Origin of the sequence: Sphingomonas abietis, assembly GCF_027625475.1 — a bacterium.
Classification (GTDB): domain Bacteria; phylum Pseudomonadota; class Alphaproteobacteria; order Sphingomonadales; family Sphingomonadaceae; genus Solisphingomonas; species Solisphingomonas abietis.
In genome coordinates, this window is record NZ_CP115174.1 from 4,138,593 (window position 1) to 4,157,254 (window position 18,662).

The following is an 18,662-nucleotide window of genomic DNA, read 5'->3' on the forward strand; positions in this document are numbered from 1 at the left end:
AAACGGCGAGCGGGCGTTGCTGTGTCTAGCCCTTGTAGCTCAGCGGTAGAGCACCCGCCTTGTAAGCGGGCGGTCCTCGGTTCGATCCCGAGCGTGGGCTCCATCATCAGGTGGCTGGCTATCCGGGTCGCGCGGAACCTTGCTATTTCAGCCGGGGTCGCTTGAATACCATCTCGCTATTGTCCCAAATACGACGCCGGTCTTCCTCGCGCAGATGAAGCAAGAATGTTTCTCGCCCGCCTGTCGGCGACTGGCCGGTGGACGTGCGGCATGCCGTCGGATCGATTTCCGTTTCGAACTGGATGCCATAGCCTTTCGGCGCACACCGTTTCACAATGGCCCGCACGTGATCCACGCCGCGGAAGCTGATGACGATGAAATCCCCGATGTTCAGCGCTTCTGAGGTTTCGAGCAAGGCGCCGGTCGGCGAGATGTTTCGTATCCTTCCGGACGACGACCTGCTTCGACTTTCCACCGTAGCGCCAAGGAAAATAGCTTCGCGAAGCGCTCGGCGCTTTGCGCTCGCCGTGCCACTCGCGGGGTCCTTGTAATCTTCATCCATGCGCCGATTCCTGCAACGCTTGAAAGATACCGCCGCACAGTTAACGCGCAGTTGACGAAGTCGCGGGTATTGCTGTTCAGGTGCGCTGGTTGGGCCGGCTCAAGCTCGCGGTCCCCACAGCTGAGCGAACCGGCCCTCGACGAAATCGCCATTCTTTCATAACGATGTCAACGGGGCGAGCCGGCGCCGCTTATATCGGGACGCGAACGCCGGCTCTGGCCTTATCTCGGGGTGTGAGATTCGGTTGATCGAGCCGTAGCGGCTTCCCTTGCAAGCATCAACGCGTCAAGCCGGCAGCGCATTTAGGGCACGCTGCCGGCTCTGGCCATTCCCGCGGACCAATGCGAAATGGTTACGTCTGGCCTACCGCCTTTCCGGCGCGCAGTCCCATCTAAATTGGAGGCGAGATGCACGCGAGAAGTCGAGAGACGCATAGAGGAGGTGGAGCACATCTGCGCCGAGGCTCGCGCGCTGGTGCGCGGACGTGGTTGAGCGGCTCCGTGGTGGCGCAGGTCAGAGACAGCGCATCCGACGCCTCAAGGCCGAGCCGCTATGTCGCCGATGCAAGGCAAAGTGGCTGATCACGGCCGCCACCGTGCCCGACCAACCGCTAACCGACGACGCCGGCAACACGATGATCGATGTCACCGGCGACAACATCCGCCACCCGCTGATCGACCAGATAAAAACGCAAGCCTCGGCAGGCTCTGTGGCGGGATCAGTCGTCCGCCTCGTACCCTCCGAGGAGCCCGAATATGTCGTCGAGGATGACGCTCGCAATATCCTGCTTCGGGTCACCGGCGATGATATCGAGCATCCCGTCATCGACCAGGTGAAGGCCGTCGCCGCGCGGATCAAATCCCTTCCATCGTCGGCGCCTCAAGTGGTTTTCGAGGACGATATTGGCAATATTCTCGGGAGCCTCAGCGAGAACGATTTTGTGCATCCATATGCCGCCCGCACCACCCGGGCGGCACTGGCCGGCGTTCGCGCCATGAGTGGCGGTGTTCGCGACCCGAAGTGGGACCCCATCCAGGCGCTTTCAGAAATTTTTCATATCGTACTGTATGGCCAGTCCAATTCGGTTGGTTGGGGCGCGGCTCAGGTCATCCGGACCTTGCCACTAGCCTATGGGTTGCGGTTTTCGACTGGCGTGCGCGCGCAGGACGGAGCCGGTACAGCAGCGGTCAATCATCCGGCTTTGACCCCTCTCCTCGAAACTCAGTTCGGCGGCATTTACGGGTATGGTGAGACCCAGGCCACTGCACTGGTGATGATGATCGCGCAGCTCCTGTGGGAGGAGGATGGGATTGACATCACAGGCGGAGCGCTCGGCAAAATCCTTGTCTCGGCACCCGGCGAGCAAGGCGTGTCCCTGATCAACCGCTCATCGGGGACCAAGTATTTTCAGCAGCTCGAAGACGACATCACCTATGGTCGGTCTCTTTCCGACGCAGCAGCGTTATCCTATTCAGCGGGAGCGCTGATTGAGATCGGTGGCGAGAGCGAATATGACGCGAACACGTCACGCGCAACGTATGCAGGGCAACTTCGGCAGCTTCGTTCGGATGTCCAGTCATGGGGGCAGGGCGTCGCCGGCACGGCGAGCCCGCTACCTCTGTTCCTCGCGCAGGTGTCGACGCATCTGACCTATAATCGGGCTACGCCGACTTCGGCGCTCGCGCAGATCGATGTTGCCGCCGACGACAACATCTGCCTCGCTTGCCCGACCTACTTCTTGCCGTTTTGGCCCGATAATCTCCATTATCCACCAGCCGGCCGCGACTGGATGGGCGCGTATCTCGGCCTCGCGATCAAGCGTTGGCTCTGGGACGGCGTTAAGCCCTTGCCGCTTTTGCCGCAGCATATCAGCGTCATTGGCAAGACGATCATCCTCAAGTTCAATTTGGCGAAACAACGCAAACTGGTGTTCGACACCACCACTCTCGCCGCTCAGACCAACATGGGCTTCCAGGTGGTCGATAGCGCGGGTAACGCGCTGACGATCGCGGCGGCACCCCGCATTGTGGGCGCTGATCGCATTGCCATTCAGATGAGCGCCGTACCGGCAGCCGGCTTCCAGGTCCGATACGCTTGGGTAGGTGTCGGCAGCGTGGCTGGCGGCAATCTGCGCGATAATCGGGGAGACGACATTGTCTTCGACCGCAACGGGTCTGCGAACCGCATGGACAATTGGGTACCGATTTTTCAGCAAGGAGCTTCATGATGGGTAAGATTTCGATCCGGGCGCCGGGCGTCCTATCCAATCCGCGCTATGGAAAAAATCTGCCGCTCGCCGATCCTGCGAGTGCAGCTTATGCGATGTATTTCCACGGATCGGGATACGGATCTGACCCGCTCGCCGACTTGAGCGGCAACGGGCGGAATCTCGTCATGACGGGCGCTAACGCTCCCGCCGCCAAGGCGACAATCCTCAACAGCGCAAACTATCTCACCACGCCGTTTACTGTCGCTCAGGCGGCAACCCGAACGGGCGCGGTCACACTGGTGTGTCTCGCGCAAGTGCCGGCGAACACCAACGGGTGCCTCATGAGCGCCGGGCCAGGGCGGCAAAATCAGCACGATATCGAGCTTCTGGCGCCAGATGCTTTCCCAACCCGGACCTTCCAATGGACCGGCAGCAGCAATGTTGGACCGGCATCGGTCAACAGCAAAGATGCTACGCGCGGCGTCACCTACGAGTGTTCGGCAGGCATCTTCGCGCCTGCGTATGTCCAGGCGCTTCGTAAAAAGCCGGGCGTAGCGACGGAGACGACTGGCTCACAATCTATAAGCCCGGCCGTGACCATCGGCTCTACCGACCGCGCGCTTCGGATTGGCGGCGATTATGGTACGACCACCGGCGACGTCAGCATGGCGATCAGCGCCGTCTATGACGCTGCACTGACCATTGCCCAGATCGAGGCGGTGTTCGCCGACCTGCTCAATCTTCGGACGGCTTACGGCCTAGCTTGAGCTGGGCCCTCGAAAGGGGCGGGATTCGCGTGCCACAGATCGCGTGCTGCTTATCGATACGCATTCTGCCACGCTTCGACGTCTTGTTTCTCCACATGGATTTGGACGTCGACGAACCGCAATATAGCAGATTTCAAAGCGAATACATCCGCGGCATTCGCTATTTCAGTGCGGATATCCTGCATAAGCCGGAGGCGATCCTCCTGCGTATTTGGGGCGTCGGTCACAGAAATATCCCTACTATCGCCGGCCATTCGTTCATCCTTCGCAAGCTCGGAACTGTTCGCGAACTGGCCAATTTCTAGCACGCACCGTTAATCTTTCCACACTTTTGTAAAGTGTGTTTGTCCGCGGACGGCGCGGCTCCTCAAAGAAGGACATCCCCCATGACGACCCGAAAGGGGCGCCGCTCGTGAGCGTCGCCAACAGCATGGCCGCGTGCGCGCTCGCATCCGGCCCGCCCGCGCTGTCGCCGCCCAGCTTCGAGGGGCACGACTGGCTCTATATCCTCAACCTCTTCGTCTTCCTCGCCGGTACGGGCGTCTGCGCCATGCTGTTCCTCAAGCTGGCGACCGACAGCGTTCGGTGCCTCCTCGCCCCGGAGAACAGCCCCGATCACGACGGATGGTCGTCGCCTATCCAGCTCTACCGGCGGATCGGCATGCTGTGGTCATTCGCCTTCGCTCTGCGATGCTTTGCCGAGATGCAGAGTCTGTGGCGATGGGGACCGCTGGACGCGCACGGCGATGGTCGCGGCATGGCGCTCAAACGGATGCTCGATCCAATCAGCGCCGACATCGGCTTCCTCGGCCTGGCGCTGCTATTCCTGAGCTTGCCAGGGATCACATACCAGCTCCGCAAGGAGCCGCACCCGATCAACATGTGGATCAGCTTGCCGCTGCTCAAACGACCTGGGGGACTGGTCCTATGCTATTTGGGTTGCGCCATCGCCGTGGTCGTTTTCCGGTGAAGCTCGCGGCTGTCGGGCTCACGATCGGAGCCAGCGCGGCGGTCGCCTCGGATCGCATCACGCCTGTCCAGCCGATGACGGGCAGCGCACTCGGCTACGAGTTCGACTGGGGCCCGATGATCGCCGGCCTGCTGGCCTGCCTCGCGGTGCGGTTCTACGTCAGCAAAACAGAGCCGGAGCACCGCTGGACGGTCGACGCGCCTGTTACGCTGCTCACCCTGTTCTTCACCTTCGCGTTCATTCAGTCCTTGCGGCCGATTCCGCTTGTTGCGCTCGGCTACGGCACCGGCCTTGGCGCATTCGGTGTCGGCATCATCCGGGTGGCGCTCGCCTTCGTGCAGCGCAACCTCGGCCCGCTCGGCGACGATAGCGACGACGTACCGAAGCCGCCCAGCGCCTAAGAAAAAGGGCCCCGCGGCTTAGGGAACGCGGGGCTCAGTTTACGGACGCACCGCACGGCACCCTCGAAGATGGGCCGCGCGACGGATGGGTCGCCTTGCGTCTCGATCGCCACCGTACACGTTATTCAGGAGATTTCCATGACCCCACTCGCATGGGGGCGAAAAGTCTCGCCCGCATTCCGTGACCGCGTGCGCGCCATTGCCGACGGCCTCGGCTGCTCGGCCTCCGATCTCATGGCCTGCATGGCATGGGAGACTGGCCGCACCTTCTCCCCGTCCGTTCGCAATGGCGCGGGTTCAGGGGCTGTCGGCCTCATCCAGTTCATGCCGCAAACGGCGGGGCAATTGCATACGACCACGGCCAAGCTCGCAGCGCTGACGGCCGAGCAGCAGCTGGACTACGTCGACCTCTATTTCCGTCCCTACCGGGGGCGACTGCACAACCTCGGCGACCTCTATTGCGCGATCCTCTGGCCGGCCGGCGTCGGCAAGCCGGACAGTACGGTGCTGTTCGGCAAGGGCGGGGCCAACCCCAAGCTCTATCTCCAGAACGCCGGGCTGGATCTCGACCACGATGGTGACATCACGCGCGGCGAAGTGACCGCGAAGGTTCAAGCGTTGCTGGCTCAAGGCCTTCTGGCAGCGAACGCGGCATGACCGCCCTTTGGCTTGCTGAATAGCACCACCAGCCCAAGGCGCGCCGCCTCCTGCGCAATGTCGGTCTGCCGACGATCCATATACCTCCCGATAGCAGCCAGGGCCAATCCATCCATGACGAGGCCTCTGAGCAAGACTCGCTCGTCATCGCTCCACGGGCGCCCTGGCATCTTTACCACTGATCACCCCCAGAAAGGATAAAACCATGTCCATTGCCTCGACCCTCAAGAAGGCCCTCGGCTTCATCGCCGGGATCCTGATTCCCGGCGCATCCGCATCAACGACCGATCTCACGCATGCGATCCAGCAGGAAATCGCCGATGCGTTCGGCACGGCCGCCACGGAACTCGCCCAGAAGCTGGCGCTCGACACGACCGGCATGACCGGATCGCAGAAGGTCTTCGCGATCGTCGACGCGCTGGTCGCGACGGCCGTGGCGCAGGGCATCAAGGCGGACGTCGCCATCATCGAGGCGGTCGCGCTCGATGTCGCCCAGGCCGCTTATCGTGCCACGCTCAAGAACCTCGAAAGCGGGCTCGTCGCGCTCGCCGCATCGATCACCAGCGCCGGCGGTCTCAAGGTCGTCACCACGCTCGTCGTCGACGGGATCGAGGCACTTGCCGCGCCGGAGTTGGCGGTCGCGTAATGTGCTGGCTCGGCCGCCTTGTTGGCACCGAGCCTCCCAAGACTATCCAGATGGAACGCCCTGCGAGATTTTCGAAATTGAAGGCGCGATGCCTGATAAGCATAAGTTATGCCGGACGGCATAACCCGTCCGGCATCGATAGTTCACTGCGTTCCGGTGCCGCCATAGATCTTTTCGCAAGTCGCGAAACAAGCCTCCAAGCGCGCTTCATCGGGGTTCGAGCCGGCTGGGCCGGAGAGGATCTTGCATGCGAGATTACATTGAGCCAGCGTCTCAGCAGATGCCGGAGCAACCGCAGCAACATTAAGGCCACCGACAACTGTGACAAACGTCGCCGCCGCCTTTACGAAAGACTTCATCGTCATACGATTACCCCGTGTCCACCCCCCGGGGAACGTTAATTCCGACCTAATAGTGCTCCCAGTCTAAAGGTTAGTCAACCTCGCAAACAGTGCGCTTCTCCAAGATTCACACGATTCCTCCAGACCCGATCGCGCCGGTTCAATCAGGCTTTCCAGCCTTCAAATGGATGGTTTAGCGTCGACTGCGCAAGCCAAGGGCCGCCTTTAGTGTTCTTGACCACATGGCATCGACACCGACGACAATATGAAAACCACACGCCATCGTGGGCGGTCGCTTCAGACCAATCGCCGACGTGGCCGAAGATTTTGCAGGATAGCGGCATGGCAAACCTCAACGCGCTGCTTATCAACAATCTCTCTTATAGCACGCCGCGGAAATCCGCTGCATCGCGGCAACGAAACGTTGGATTGCAGCGATGAAGCGAGTGGGTTAACGCTTGTTGCAATCGGAGCGGCAGGGTCCGACGTGGAGAGAGAGAAAGATGCTTGTCACGGGAAATCCGATCGCTGGATTGCTAAACGCTGCGGGGATCACATTGGCCATTTATGCGATATTGGGATCGCTAGTCTATTTTGCGGCATGATGGCAGTATGGCAGCCAAGTGACGGGCGTTAGACAACGCTCGGGACAAGCAATCTGCATCGGTGGCTGTTATGGATTGAACCGGAAGGTCCCGCCCGCCGGTGCTTCAGGGAAGCAGACGGGACCTATACGCGAACCGCCCATACGCTGGCGGCCCGCGCACTATGCCAACGGTCGCCTTGCTCGGTGATGAATGCGAAAGACCCCGCTTGCCGAACGTTGCGTATAAAACAACAAGCGGGGCCAGCGCAGTTTAGGGCAGAGCCACCCTATCAACGCAATCAAGATCGATTGGTTGCCGTAGCCCACTCCCAACCGCAGCAGGCAGTTAGGTAGTTCCGTCGCTGTCTTTCCACCCAATTTTAAGTCGAGCCGTGACTATCTGTGCGTTCTGAAGAACATACATGGTCTTGCCGGTTTTCAGGTGAACCAACGTACCGGTTTCCCTCGTTTCGACATCGGTTACATCATCCGCTGCTATCTGGATTCGCGTGCCATCGGACAAAGTAAGGCGGATCATCGTACTGACTTGGTGGCCTTGGATTTCAGATTCAATCGTCTGGCGGGATATAGTCAGGATAAAAGTCATCGACATCCGCCACCCCGTCCGGCCACCAATGCCGTGAGGCCTCGACCGTCGGCTGCTTCTCGGAGGCCGGCGGGAGCGTCGGCTCGCGACCAAGGCCGATACGCAACCAGGCGCCCCAAGGCGTGCGCTGCTGAAAGATCGCATAGACGTCCCGTGCTGCCGCCCACGCCTGCCGGATCAGAATCGACCGGTCGGCGCTGATATAGCCGATCTGGACGCCGGTCTTCGCATAGACCGCGATGGCGTTCGCATCAGCCGTGTTCTCAGGCTCCGCGCGCCGGGCGACGACGTCGCCCGGCTCGGTGAACATGATTTCCATCTCGCGATTGCCGGTCGGCTCGCCCTTGCGCTTCGGATTGGCGAAACGAGCACCGACGCAGGCGACCGTCAATTCCTCGACCGCCGGCGCAGACGATGCCGCCGCCCGCGCCCTCATCGCTCGACTAAGCAAGCCGTTGACTCTGGTGCTGGCCGAGACACATTCCACGCCACGTCCGAAGGGGTTCGGGCTGAGACAGGGGGTTCAATGACCAAGGCTATTTCATTCGCGCTTTGCGGCGCGTTTCTACTTGCATCCGCCGCACAGACACAGACTTCTTCGCCCGTCGCATCACCCGATCCGCTGGCGGCGCCTAATCCTGCACCAACCGGTTCCGCCAAGATCATCATGTACCGCGGCTCGGCGCTCATGGGCTACGCGCTCGGGTGCCCGATCCGTTTCAAAGGCGCCGAGGTGGTCGAGCTAGGCCGCGGCAAGTTCGCTGAGTGGGCGGTGCCGGCCGGGCATTATATCCTGACCAACAAGACCGCGAGCGTGGATATCCGTTGATCCAGGCGAAACGGCCTATGTCCGCTGTCAGATCAAGACTGGCATGATGACCGGACGGGCCGACCTTCAGATCGTCGATGAGGCGAGTTTCATGGAGCATCGCAAGGATCTGGTGCAGAAGGATGTGGAGATCGCGCCGGTTTCTTAGCATTACAGTTGCATTCTAGTTTTGAGATGAGCTCGTCTGGCAGCGGCTTGGTGCGCGCGTCGCCAGCATGACCAGGCGATGATGTACGCGGGCCGTATGCGGCGCTGAGCGAGCTTGTTGGCGATCCGCCGAACTTCCTGGATCGACCAGCGGATCAGATCCTGACGGTCCGCGTCCTCGATCTTTTTGGGGGCGTCACGGCATTGGCGCGGTATCGGATCACCGCCATCATGGCGAAGGCGAGCATGACCAGAGAGACGTGGCGATGCCAGCCATGCCACGAACGGCTTTCGTTATGATCGAGGCCGAGTTCGTTTTTGGTGGTCTCGAAGCTATCTTCAATCGCCCAACGACGGCCTTCGACAGCGACGAGTGTCTGGATGTTGGTGCCGGCCGGGCACCAGGTCGTGAAGTAGGCCAGGTCACCGTCGCTGATGTTACGGCGGATCAGCAGGCCCCGGGTCCACACGCCTGATTTCGTCTCGTCATATTCATCGGCATCGAGATCGGCGAGCTCGCAATATGCCCAGTCATGAAGACGGGCGCCCTTTGTGCCCTCACCAGCGGACAGGCGTTTCCATGCGTCTGCATCGAGGTCTTGTGCGATCTCCTCCGCCTTGCCTGCGACCGGGGGCTTGTCGCCCCAAGAGCCAAAATAGTGATCCGACTTCACGCCGAGAACGTAGCCCTTGCAGGCTCGACGCAGGGCCTGCTCGACGTCACCGACCCCATATACGGCGTCCGCCGCGACCCATGAAAATGGGACCTTGGCCGCCAAAGCCCGCTGTATCATCTGAACAGCCAAAGCCGGCTTGGTGGCGAAGGCTAACGCTTCAGGGACATGGGTTGCGGCAAGTCGTGCGGGATCACCCGTCCAGCTCTTTGGAAGATACAAAGCGCGATCGATAAACGCGTGCCCGCGAGCCGATACATAGGCCACGAATACACCGATCTGGCAGTTCGTGATCTTGCCAGCCGATCCGGTATATTGACGCGCAACGCCACAGGAAGCCTTGCCTTGCTTGAGGAAACCGGTCTCGTCGATGACCAGGACTGCCTCGTCGGTCGCAAGGCTCTCAACAACATAGTCTCGTACGATGTCGCGAAGCTCGTCTGCCTCCCATCGCCCGCGGCCCAAAATAGCCTGTTGCCGCCAAGGCCCCGGATCCCCTGCAGCCTCGGCGCGCATCCAACCCGTCTTGCGGCGCTCGTCACTCAGCAAGCCGTCCAGAAACAGGTTCGCAGACGCCGCAACGCGCTCCTGCGTGAACAACCCGCGCATACGGCTCTTCACGTCCCGCAGCGAGGACGCCCACAACTCCAGTGTCGCTTCTATCGATGCACCCGTCATCCACGGCCTCCTTACCATGGAGACCTATTGATTCAGAGTTCCGCTTGATATGCAACTGTAATGTTAGGGTAAACATGGGAAGGGCCGCTCCTAGCGGGGCGGTCCATAGAGGCCAAAAAGGCAAAGGCCCCGGACGGCTTCCCGACCGAGGCCTTCAAACCCCTAGCTTGCAACGCCGGGAGCCTTGCCAGGATCGCTCCTGGACTTAAGCCTGATGCCCCCGGGCGGGAGCAGAGCAGGAACCCGGTCTAGATATAGCATAAACGCTAATTTTCAATGACGATTCCAAGCGCGGCAGCGGCGCAGCGGCGCAATTCGTCAACGATATTCGAGCCAAGCTCGATCTGACTATAGCTGCGCGATCCTGTGACATGGTGCTTCGTGTAAGGGAGATTGAGACGGTGATATCCTACTGTTGCAAGCATATCAGCCTTTGCCCAGCGCGGGCCGTCACCCCAAGGTGCGGGAATTTCTAGATTTATCTTCATGTGCCAATGCATCATCTCGGGTGGCACAGATTCCGAAAGCAGAATAACTGTAGCAAGGTCATTGCGGCGTTTCAGCTTAGGCGAAATAATAACCGCCAATCGCCTTTTTACCATCTCCGGTTCACGAAAGCCCGTGGTGTAGTCGCAAATTACGATAGTTCCCGGCTTCGGGTGATAAGGAAGGCCCATGATGCGTTGATGGCCGACGAGTCTCTCTCTTGCAAGACGTCCCACGTAAACCCCACCCTCTCGGGCGGGCACCGTCCCGCCGTCGAGGCGCCGCCCGCCTTCCATCGCTGATGCATCGCGCATCATCCAGCAGCCATATGGAGGGCGCTTTCAAGCGCCCTCCTTCAGATCACCAGACCGTCGCCCCCATCTCCTCCAGCCATGAGCTGGAGCTCTCGTCGACCAGCGTGTCCATCAGCGTGAAGCCGTCGCCATCGGTGCTGATATCCTCGTTCAAGGACCTCGCGCCGAACTTGCTTGCGTATTCGCCGATGACGGCATTGCCGAACTTCTTCGCCCGTCGCTCTATCTCTGCGATCGGAATGCCGCCGGACATCACGGCCATGTAAAGGTTGCTCGCCGCGTCGTCTCTGTCGGCCGGCGACAGATAGCCTGGCAGTGCTCGCTTTATACGCGTCAGCACATCGGTACTTTCACGACTTCCCCTGCATCTCGTGGTCTTGTCCCAACGGTGCGCGCGGTTGGCAGGGAGCTTCAATACCCCCCGCCACCGCTCGATCGCGCTCGGACTCACGCCCTGCTCCCTGGCGACACGGGCGTCAGAATACCCAAATGAATAAAGCAGCATGCGAGCAGCGCGGGCTTCAGGCGAGAGATGCGCGCGATCGGGGTTGTTCGATGGCAATCCTCGCCGGCGGCGCCAACTGAACGCGCTGCGCTCGGCGACCCCGACAAACTCGGCTAGCTTCTTGTCACTCAGCCCGAGCGCATATCCTTGCTGATATTGTGCCTCGTGCGCGGTCAGGATCGCGCCTGAAACGCACCCTCTGCGCCCGTAGCTCTTGCGAGGGGTTGGCTGAAAGTCGGATGCGAGGTCGGGCATTTTCTCGCGCGGTGGCGGCACGTTGGCAGGAAGCCCTCTGCGCTGCCTCCATTCTCTGATCGAAGTAAGGCCTCGTCCACCCGGCGAAAGGATGTCCCGCCAGTTCCTGTACTCGTGCAAGCGCCCTGTGAGGCTCGAAAGCCCGAGCCGCACGAGCAGATCGCCGAGGACCGCGTCGGGCGTCCGTGCCGGATCCTGTGGATAGGTCAGCAACCCTGCCAGCGTCGCGGTCGGCATGAAACTGCGTTGCGGCAGGAATGTCACCGAAGCGCCGTCCGGCAACCGGATCGAACCCGTCCCGTGCGGCCAGAGCCCGGCCACAGCGCGCAGCAACGTGCTCTTGCCGCTTCCCGACGGGCCTTTGACGAGAATGCGCGATCCCTTCGCGATCCTGAATTCCGGGACGGTCAGCATCGGCTCGCCGTTGGGATATTGGATGGTGAGATCGTGCAGCTCGAAAGCGCGCTCGCCGGCGGGCTCTAGCGCAAGATCCCCGCCGATCCGGACATCCATCGCCTCGTCAAAATACCGCAGACGCGAAGCGGACGACCGCAGGATCGCGAGCGACTGGTAATGCACGACGAGAACGCCCGCGCCTTGGAAAATGACCGCCATGGCCATCGAGACGATGGCGATGTCGCCGATCCGCATCGTCCGGTTGAGCACGAACGGCACGCAGATGAGCGACGCGATCACGGAGAGGACGGCGTTGGGGGTCCGCGTGGCGAAGATGACGCGCAGATTGGCGACGGTATAGTCGCGCCAGTTCCTGCGAATGAGCGAAAAGGTCTCGGTCAGGCGACGATATTCCAGGCCGGCCCCACGCTCGAACGCGATGGCTTCCCGATTTTCACGGATGCTCGCCATTTCCTGGCGAAACTGCGCCTCGAGCCGTTGCCGCACGACCTCGGTACGCGTCAGCTTGCGGCCGATGAAATGCGTGAACACCGTCCACAGAATGGAGAAGATCAGGACGCCATACAGCAGATATCCATATAGGATATATTCCGTGCCGAAGAAATTGACCTCCAACGGTGGCGATAGACGCCATAGTTGCGCGGAATACAGGACGAGTGGCGTGATGAAATAGAATATCCCCGGCCCCTGCTCGATGATCGAGGTGACGAAGATATTGACGTCATCCTGGATACGTTGCTCGGGGTGATCCAGCTTGTCCTGAGTGCCCAGATGATAGTAGCGATCGTCGCTCATCCATTTTTCAACAAACCGGTCGTTGAGAATGGTGCGCGCACGAATCTTGAGGATGTAGCGAAGCAGTTCCGAGACGAGCGCGGCGGCGACCAAGATGGTCGCCGCGATCACGAGCTGTCCCACGGCCGTCATCGCAGCGCTCCGGTTGAACACCGCAAGCGCGTTCATCAGGTCGGCGCTGGCGAGCGACGACAGGAGTCCGAGATAGCCGTTGCCAATGATGAGCACTGCGAACACGGCGATCAACGTGCCATCACGCCAAGGATGCGCCCGCAGATACAGACCGATCAGCTTCGCCCCATATCGGACATCGCGCCACACGTCATCGACTTGTATCTCCGGTGGGCGCTCGGAGAGAACCACCGCCGCCTCTTCGGGACTGGACAGAGGATCTCGCTCGACAGCGACGTCTTGAACCATGTCGTCAGAAATCCCCGGTCAATGTCACGCGGAAAGAACGCGGTACGTCATAGATGATCTGGTTGATCGTATTGGAAGGTTGATAATTGCGGCGGTCGAAAATATTGTTGACTACCGCATTTATAGTCAATTTCTTGACATGCACCGCGAAACTGCCGTTCACCGAAACGTAAGCCCGGTCGATCTTGTAATTCGGGGGATTGGCAATATTGGTGTCGTTGGCGAAGAAGCCGCTGTTATAATTTCCGCCGAAACCTAAATCGATGCTCTTGCCGTTGCCCAGCGGAAAGGACTTGATCGACCAGAGATTGAAGGTCGCTTTGGGGGCGCCCAGAACCGGGGTGTCCACCCCCCTCGCATTCTTCTGCTTCGACGTGGACAGCGCCAGGCCACTGAGGAGTTTCCATGTCGGGCTCAACGATCCCGAGACGGAGATCTCACCGCCATGTCCCTTTGCACCCGGGCCGGCGATGTAGAAATTGGGGTTGGCGGGGTCGATCTGGGCGGAATTGCTCGTCGTGAAACGATAGAAGGAGCCATTGACGGTCACCTTGTCGTCGAACAGCCCCGCCTTGAAACCGGCCTCATATTGCGTCCGATCGATGGGCGGCAACGGCTTGTTGTCCTGGGTCGGTATGCTCAGGCTGTTCGGCAGAAAAGACTTCGCGAAGCTGCCGTAGAGCGACAGCGCATGCGACACGTCGAAGACGATGCCTGCGTTCGGCAGAACGATGTCGGCGTTCACCCTGCCCGACAACGCGCCTGAGGGAAGATATGTATGCGAATCATATTTCGTTCTGCGCAAGCCGAACAGGGCATGGAATCTGCCTGCAGTGAGCTGGTCCTGAAAAATGATGCCGGATTGCTCCCCTTTGCTCCTGTAATTCGGCCCCGCGCCGGGCAGCGGCAGCACGGGGGTCGCTCCGAATCCGAAGCCCGCGCTGAATCTGTAAATTAACGTATTCGTATTATAGTCAAATGCGACGATTGCCTGATGGACGATAGGCCCGGTAGAAATTTTCGCGTATATGTCGGCATAGCCGGCGTAGACATTGTCTCGAGAAATCTGCGAATAGGTGCTTATCGCAGGCCCCAATCCGAAATAATTTATGCCCACGCCGGTCGCGTTTTGAACGTCGCGGTCAGCGCGCTGATATTGCCCCCTCGATCGAAACTTAAGATCAAGATTTTCGGACGAAATAATGTCCTGGTCAAGATCATACGAGCCTTTTAAGGATTTTACCGTCGAATGGGAATTCTCGTCAACGACGTTGCCATAATCGACGAACGTCTTCGTGGTCGGGATGTAGGCGCTGAACGGCCCGAACGGTGTCGTTTTCGTGTAATATTGAACGGCGAGATCCAAGCGCGTATGCTTGGCGCGCAGGCCGAACATCGGGTTGATGGCCTTCTGATCGGGGCTTCGTCCGGTTCCCTGCGGTAATGTATCTGCATGCTCCGACAGGCCCGCGACCCGCCAGAACAGCCCGGCTTTCTGCGAGATGGCGCCGCCGATGTCGAACGAACCGAGAAACTCATCGCCGCTTCCGGTTCCCAGTGCGACGGTGGCATGCTTGCGCCCGGTTGCGCGCTTGGGAACGAAATTGATCGTTCCGCCCTGGATATCGCTGCCGACCAGAATGGAGGCAGGCCCCTTGAGCACTTCGATCGCTTCGACATCGGTCAGCGGCCCGTCTTGCGAGGAGACGCTGTTCCGCAAACCGTTGCTGAAACTCCTGCTGCCGCTCAGATCCTGCCCGATTGTCGCCTGCGAAGTAGTGCCGCGCGTCGTGTAGATGACGCCTGGGAGGTTGCGGAAGGCTTCCGCGGTCGAAATGGCGTTCTGGCTCTCCAGCACTTCGCGCGTCACGGTATCGACGGTCGACGATGTTTGTCGCAGAGGCGTCTCCGTCCTGGTTGCCATGCTGCTCACCGATTCGACGAAATCGGTTCGGCGCCCTACCACCACGATACTGTCGCCGGTGGACACGCGCACGATCCTGAAAGCGCCCGTCCCGTCGGAGTTGACGCTCCAGTCCGTCCCTCGCAAGACAATTTTCAGCGCCTCGCGCAGCGTATGGACGCCCTGAACGCCAGGCACCGGCTCGGATTTCCCCGAAGCCTCGACCTTGACCGTCGCGCGCGCCTGGTCCGCAAGTTCGGCGACCACATCGGAAATATTGCCGCGGGACACCTTGAAGTTAAACTGTTCCTCTTGACCATTGGGCGATTTTGCACAGGCAATTTGCGGATAAACTGCACACAAAGCTGTCACGATCGAAATATATGATGCTGATTTCATTGAGAAAGCCCGCCGCCAGCAACTCCGAATTATCGGAGTTATGTTCAATATGAGCGAAGTTATCTATAATATTTTCTTATTCTGGCGAGCGGGTTTGCCCGTATTCGCGTTATGAAATCATGCCGGAATTTTCTCGATTGTCTTGTCTGTTCGCGAGCCATTGATTGCTTGAAACCGCATCGATAATATTATGGTCAGAACCCATTGATGAGAGTGCACGATCGGATTCAGGCTCCGTGAGCCGACTGGATTTGAGTGACCTGTTTGGCTGACGGACGAGCAGATGGAGCGCGGCGGCGGAGCTAAGTCCTGCCGCGGCCCGTGGATTGATTAGCGGCGGATCACGGGGCCGCCTGCGTTGAAATGGGGAGAAAGGCAGCGGGCGGCGTTACGTGACGCGACCGAGCAGCATCGGCGATGACCACTCGGAAGTCGCCCGATCGCTTTGTCCAAACCTCCGCCTGCCGGGCCAGAAAATACAGCCGCAAATTAGCGCCCGGCGGTTCGCGACCAGACCACATGTTCTCATATTGATGCGAACGCCTAGTACTGAGAAGAGCTTCCGTCCGAGGTTCTTGGAGATGCCCGCACCTTGCCTTTACGATGCAATCATTGTGTGCCGAAAAATGAACATCTCGACTTTGATCAGATTTTATCTGCATTCATCCATCGAATTGCGAAAGTTTTTCAACATTGTTATAAAGACATACTCACCAATTTACTGCCCCCGTATTTCCATCTGGAAAGTCGCCGGCGCCGATTGAGAAAGTGTGAGTTCGCCGCCATGTGCCAGCGCGATCTGCCGCGCCAGGCTGAGGCCGACACCGGTGCCGCCAGGCTTGGTGGTATGGAACGGGCGGAAGATGCGGATCGCGTCCTCCGGCGCCACGCCCGCGCCGGTGTCACGGACCTCGATCAGCAGCCGCCCGGCGTCCTGCATGACGCAGAGCGCTACGCGGGGCTTGCCCGCGCCGGCAAGCGCCGCCTCGGCTCCGTTCTGGAGGAGCGCCCAGGCGGCCTGGATAATCTGGTCGCCATCGATCATCGCCACCATATCCTGCCGGATATCGATCTCCAGCACGACCGCCCCCGCCCAGCGGCCCGCGAACAGCCGCGCGAGATCGTCGGCGATGGTCTTGAGGGCGACGGGCTTGCGGATCGGTTCGGGCAGCCGTGCCATGCTGCGATAGGCCTCGCTGAAGCGAAGCAGCCCCTCCGCGCGACGGCCGAGCGTCCCCAATATCTCGGGCAGCAGATCGTCGCGCCGCACCGGCGCCGCGATCGCCGCGAGGCCGCTCTCGGCCAGCGACACGATCGGGGCGAGGCCGTTCAGCATCTCGTGGCCCAGCACCTGGATCATCTCGGCGGTCGCGCGTGCTTCGGCGGTGCGCTCCTCGGCATCGACATCAATGAGGGCGGCGACCATGTGGTCGCCCATCTCGATCCGGTCGATGCGGAACCGCCTGCCCTGCTGGAGGAGATGATGCACGCCCGCCTCGATCAGCGCCGCCGGCGGCGGCAGGATCAAATCGTCGGTCGCGAACAACGATCGCGCCGACCGGTTGCGCGCGCTCACCTGCCCGCCCCTGATCTCGACAAGCGGCACGGGCACCTGATCGAGCACCAGACGATAGGGCGGCTCTTGGTCGGGGTCGCGATGCTCAATGATGGCGTCGCTTCGCGTATCGTGGCGAAGGGCCTGCCAGACCCCCAGCGCGATAATCCATGTGGAGACCAACGCCGCGCCGAGCGCCGTACCCCACAGCCCGAACCGACACGCCGCAAGCGCCACAGCACCCAGCCCCAGCAGGCCCAGGCCGGACAGGATCGGCCAGATCGCGGCTCTACAGGCCATGACGCTCCATGCGGCGATACAGCGCGCCACGGCTGAGCCCCAGCGCCGCGGCGGCCTGGGTGACATTATGATGGTTGTCCCGCAGCGCGGCGGCGATCACCGCTTTTTCGTTGCCCGCCAGATCATAGGCCATCTCGCTAGGCCCGACGGGGGCGACGGCCGGCGCGGGCGCAAGCGCCGCGGCATCGATCACGCTATCGGTCGCCAGCAGGACGGCCCGCTCCATCGCGAGCGCGAGCCCCCTCGCCTCGTCCGCCCAGACGTCATCGAGGATCAGCCGCTCGGCCGCTACCGTCAGACCGGGTGCCGCAAGGCGGTGCCGCTCGGCGGCGATACGCAGGAAATGGCGTGCCAGCAGCAGGGCGTCCGCCCCGCGCGCGGCCAGCGGCGGCACCGCGATCTCGACCGTGGCGACGAGGCTGCGCAGCGCGGCCCCAAGCCCCTGCACCCCATCCCCGATCGCGATGGCGCGCGCGCCGGACGGCCAGGCCGCGACGAGCCGCGCCTGCGCGAGATCGTCCAGCCGATCGATATGACGGAGGATGACGGTGCCGGTCGCATCGTCCAGCCGGCCCCATTGGGCGGCATCGCGCAGGTCGATCACGGTCGGTGGCCGTGCGGCGTCGGCGGAGGCGGCATGGAGCGCCCGCGCGACGAGCATGCGTCCCGCCCCCGAAGGGCCGGTGATCGAGACGCCAGCGGCGGTCGGACCCAAGCGGCGGACCAGATCGCGGACCCGGGCGATCGCCGGGCTATCGCCGAGCAGCAGTGCGGGCGCTGCCGCCTCTCCGACGGGAACCGCCGCCGGTGTGCCGATCGGCCGACCGCGCGCGATCGCCGCTTCGACCTTGGCGACGAGTTCGCCGTTGCGCCACGGCTTCATCACGAAATCCCGCGCGCCCGCCTGCATCGCCGCGACCGCGATGCGGATGCCGCTGTGCGCGGTGATCACCACGACGCAGGCGGCCGGATCGTCCGCCATGATCCGATCGAGGCAGGCCAGCCCTTCGCCGCCCGCGGTCTGGCCGGGCGTGAAATTGAGATCGAGCAGCAGCGCGTCGTAACGGCTCTGCGCCAGCCGCGAGAACGCCTCCTCCGGCGTGGCCGCGACATCCAGCCGATGCCCCGCGACCTCGAACGCGATCCGCATCGCACGGCCGACCTCGGCATTATCGTCGACCAGCAGAATCGCAGCGCCGCTTGACATGGCTCCCGGCCGTCCATTTGCGGACAGTCTGT

17 protein-coding genes and 1 tRNA gene are annotated in these 18,662 nt (G+C 61.2%); 9 read left to right on the plus strand and 9 right to left on the minus strand.

The window, feature by feature from the left end:
* Window positions 1–28 precede the first annotated feature (28 nt).
* A tRNA-Thr gene (locus tag PBT88_RS19530) sits at window positions 29–103 on the plus strand.
* A 39-nt stretch (window positions 104–142) separates the two neighbouring features.
* Here PBT88_RS19530 and PBT88_RS19535 read toward each other — a convergent pair.
* Window positions 143–562, minus strand: coding sequence for a PilZ domain-containing protein (locus tag PBT88_RS19535; protein WP_270076956.1), 420 nt, complete (start codon window positions 560–562; stop codon window positions 143–145).
* A gap of 595 nt (window positions 563–1,157) precedes the next feature.
* Between PBT88_RS19535 and PBT88_RS19540 the strand changes: the two genes are divergently transcribed.
* The 7 genes from PBT88_RS19540 to PBT88_RS19570 all read left to right on the plus strand — a co-directional run bounded on the left by PBT88_RS19540 (window position 1,158) and on the right by PBT88_RS19570 (window position 6,212).
* Window positions 1,158–2,789: a hypothetical protein gene (locus PBT88_RS19540; protein ID WP_270076957.1), complete on the plus strand. Its 1,632-nt coding sequence runs from the start codon at window positions 1,158–1,160 to the stop codon at window positions 2,787–2,789.
* Complete coding sequence (locus tag PBT88_RS19545; RefSeq protein WP_270076958.1) at window positions 2,789–3,538, plus strand: hypothetical protein; 750 nt, start codon at window positions 2,789–2,791, stop codon at window positions 3,536–3,538. Before PBT88_RS19540 ends, PBT88_RS19545 begins: the two co-directional genes overlap by 1 nt.
* A gap of 95 nt (window positions 3,539–3,633) precedes the next feature.
* Complete coding sequence (locus PBT88_RS19550) at window positions 3,634–3,843, plus strand: hypothetical protein (RefSeq protein ID WP_270076959.1); 210 nt, start codon at window positions 3,634–3,636, stop codon at window positions 3,841–3,843.
* Window positions 3,844–3,950: 107 nt separating this feature from the next.
* A complete protein-coding gene (locus PBT88_RS19555; protein ID WP_270076960.1) occupies window positions 3,951–4,508 on the plus strand; it encodes a hypothetical protein in 558 nt (185 codons plus the stop codon).
* On the plus strand, window positions 4,505–4,909 hold the full coding sequence (locus PBT88_RS19560) for a hypothetical protein (RefSeq protein ID WP_270076961.1): 405 nt from the start codon (window positions 4,505–4,507) through the stop codon (window positions 4,907–4,909). Before PBT88_RS19555 ends, PBT88_RS19560 begins: the two co-directional genes overlap by 4 nt.
* A 138-nt stretch (window positions 4,910–5,047) precedes the next feature.
* Window positions 5,048–5,566, plus strand: coding sequence for a lysozyme family protein (locus PBT88_RS19565; protein ID WP_270076962.1), 519 nt, complete (start codon window positions 5,048–5,050; stop codon window positions 5,564–5,566).
* A gap of 205 nt (window positions 5,567–5,771) precedes the next feature.
* On the plus strand, window positions 5,772–6,212 hold the full coding sequence (locus PBT88_RS19570) for a hypothetical protein (protein ID WP_270076963.1): 441 nt from the start codon (window positions 5,772–5,774) through the stop codon (window positions 6,210–6,212).
* 143 nt (window positions 6,213–6,355) lie between these two features.
* Here PBT88_RS19570 and PBT88_RS19575 read toward each other — a convergent pair whose 3' ends face one another.
* Together PBT88_RS19575 and PBT88_RS19580 are read right to left on the minus strand one after the other, a co-directional pair.
* The gene (locus PBT88_RS19575; RefSeq protein WP_270076964.1) at window positions 6,356–6,571 is read right to left on the minus strand and encodes a hypothetical protein; all 216 of its coding nucleotides are present in this window, start codon (window positions 6,569–6,571) and stop codon (window positions 6,356–6,358) included.
* Between the two features lie 1,137 nt (window positions 6,572–7,708).
* Window positions 7,709–8,182 carry an HIRAN domain-containing protein gene (locus PBT88_RS19580; RefSeq protein WP_270076965.1) on the minus strand — a complete coding sequence of 158 codons (474 nt, stop codon included), beginning with the start codon at window positions 8,180–8,182 and terminating at the stop codon, window positions 7,709–7,711.
* Window positions 8,183–8,272: 90 nt separating this feature from the next.
* Between PBT88_RS19580 and PBT88_RS19585 the strand changes: the two genes are divergently transcribed.
* The gene (locus tag PBT88_RS19585; RefSeq protein WP_270076966.1) at window positions 8,273–8,575 is read left to right on the plus strand and encodes a hypothetical protein; all 303 of its coding nucleotides are present in this window, start codon (window positions 8,273–8,275) and stop codon (window positions 8,573–8,575) included.
* A 302-nt stretch (window positions 8,576–8,877) separates the two neighbouring features.
* Here PBT88_RS19585 and PBT88_RS19590 read toward each other — a convergent pair whose 3' ends face one another.
* From PBT88_RS19590 to PBT88_RS19615, 6 genes are all read right to left on the minus strand, one after another.
* Window positions 8,878–10,092, minus strand: a complete 1,215-nt coding sequence (locus tag PBT88_RS19590; protein WP_270075978.1) for an IS701 family transposase — start codon at window positions 10,090–10,092, stop codon at window positions 8,878–8,880.
* A 248-nt stretch (window positions 10,093–10,340) separates the two neighbouring features.
* Window positions 10,341–10,877, minus strand: a complete 537-nt coding sequence (locus PBT88_RS19595; RefSeq protein ID WP_270076967.1) for a type II toxin-antitoxin system PemK/MazF family toxin — start codon at window positions 10,875–10,877, stop codon at window positions 10,341–10,343.
* A gap of 43 nt (window positions 10,878–10,920) precedes the next feature.
* Complete coding sequence (locus tag PBT88_RS19600; RefSeq protein ID WP_270076968.1) at window positions 10,921–13,266, minus strand: SbmA/BacA-like family transporter; 2,346 nt, start codon at window positions 13,264–13,266, stop codon at window positions 10,921–10,923.
* 4 nt (window positions 13,267–13,270) lie between these two features.
* Entirely contained in the window at window positions 13,271–15,568 is a 2,298-nt protein-coding gene (locus PBT88_RS19605) for a TonB-dependent siderophore receptor (RefSeq protein ID WP_270076969.1), read from the minus strand.
* A gap of 718 nt (window positions 15,569–16,286) precedes the next feature.
* A complete protein-coding gene (locus tag PBT88_RS19610) occupies window positions 16,287–17,453 on the minus strand; it encodes a sensor histidine kinase (protein ID WP_270076970.1) in 1,167 nt (388 codons plus the stop codon).
* Window positions 17,413–18,630, minus strand: a complete 1,218-nt coding sequence (locus PBT88_RS19615; protein WP_270076971.1) for a sigma-54-dependent transcriptional regulator — start codon at window positions 18,628–18,630, stop codon at window positions 17,413–17,415. Before PBT88_RS19615 ends, PBT88_RS19610 begins: the two co-directional genes overlap by 41 nt.
* Window positions 18,631–18,662: the final 32 nt, after the last annotated feature.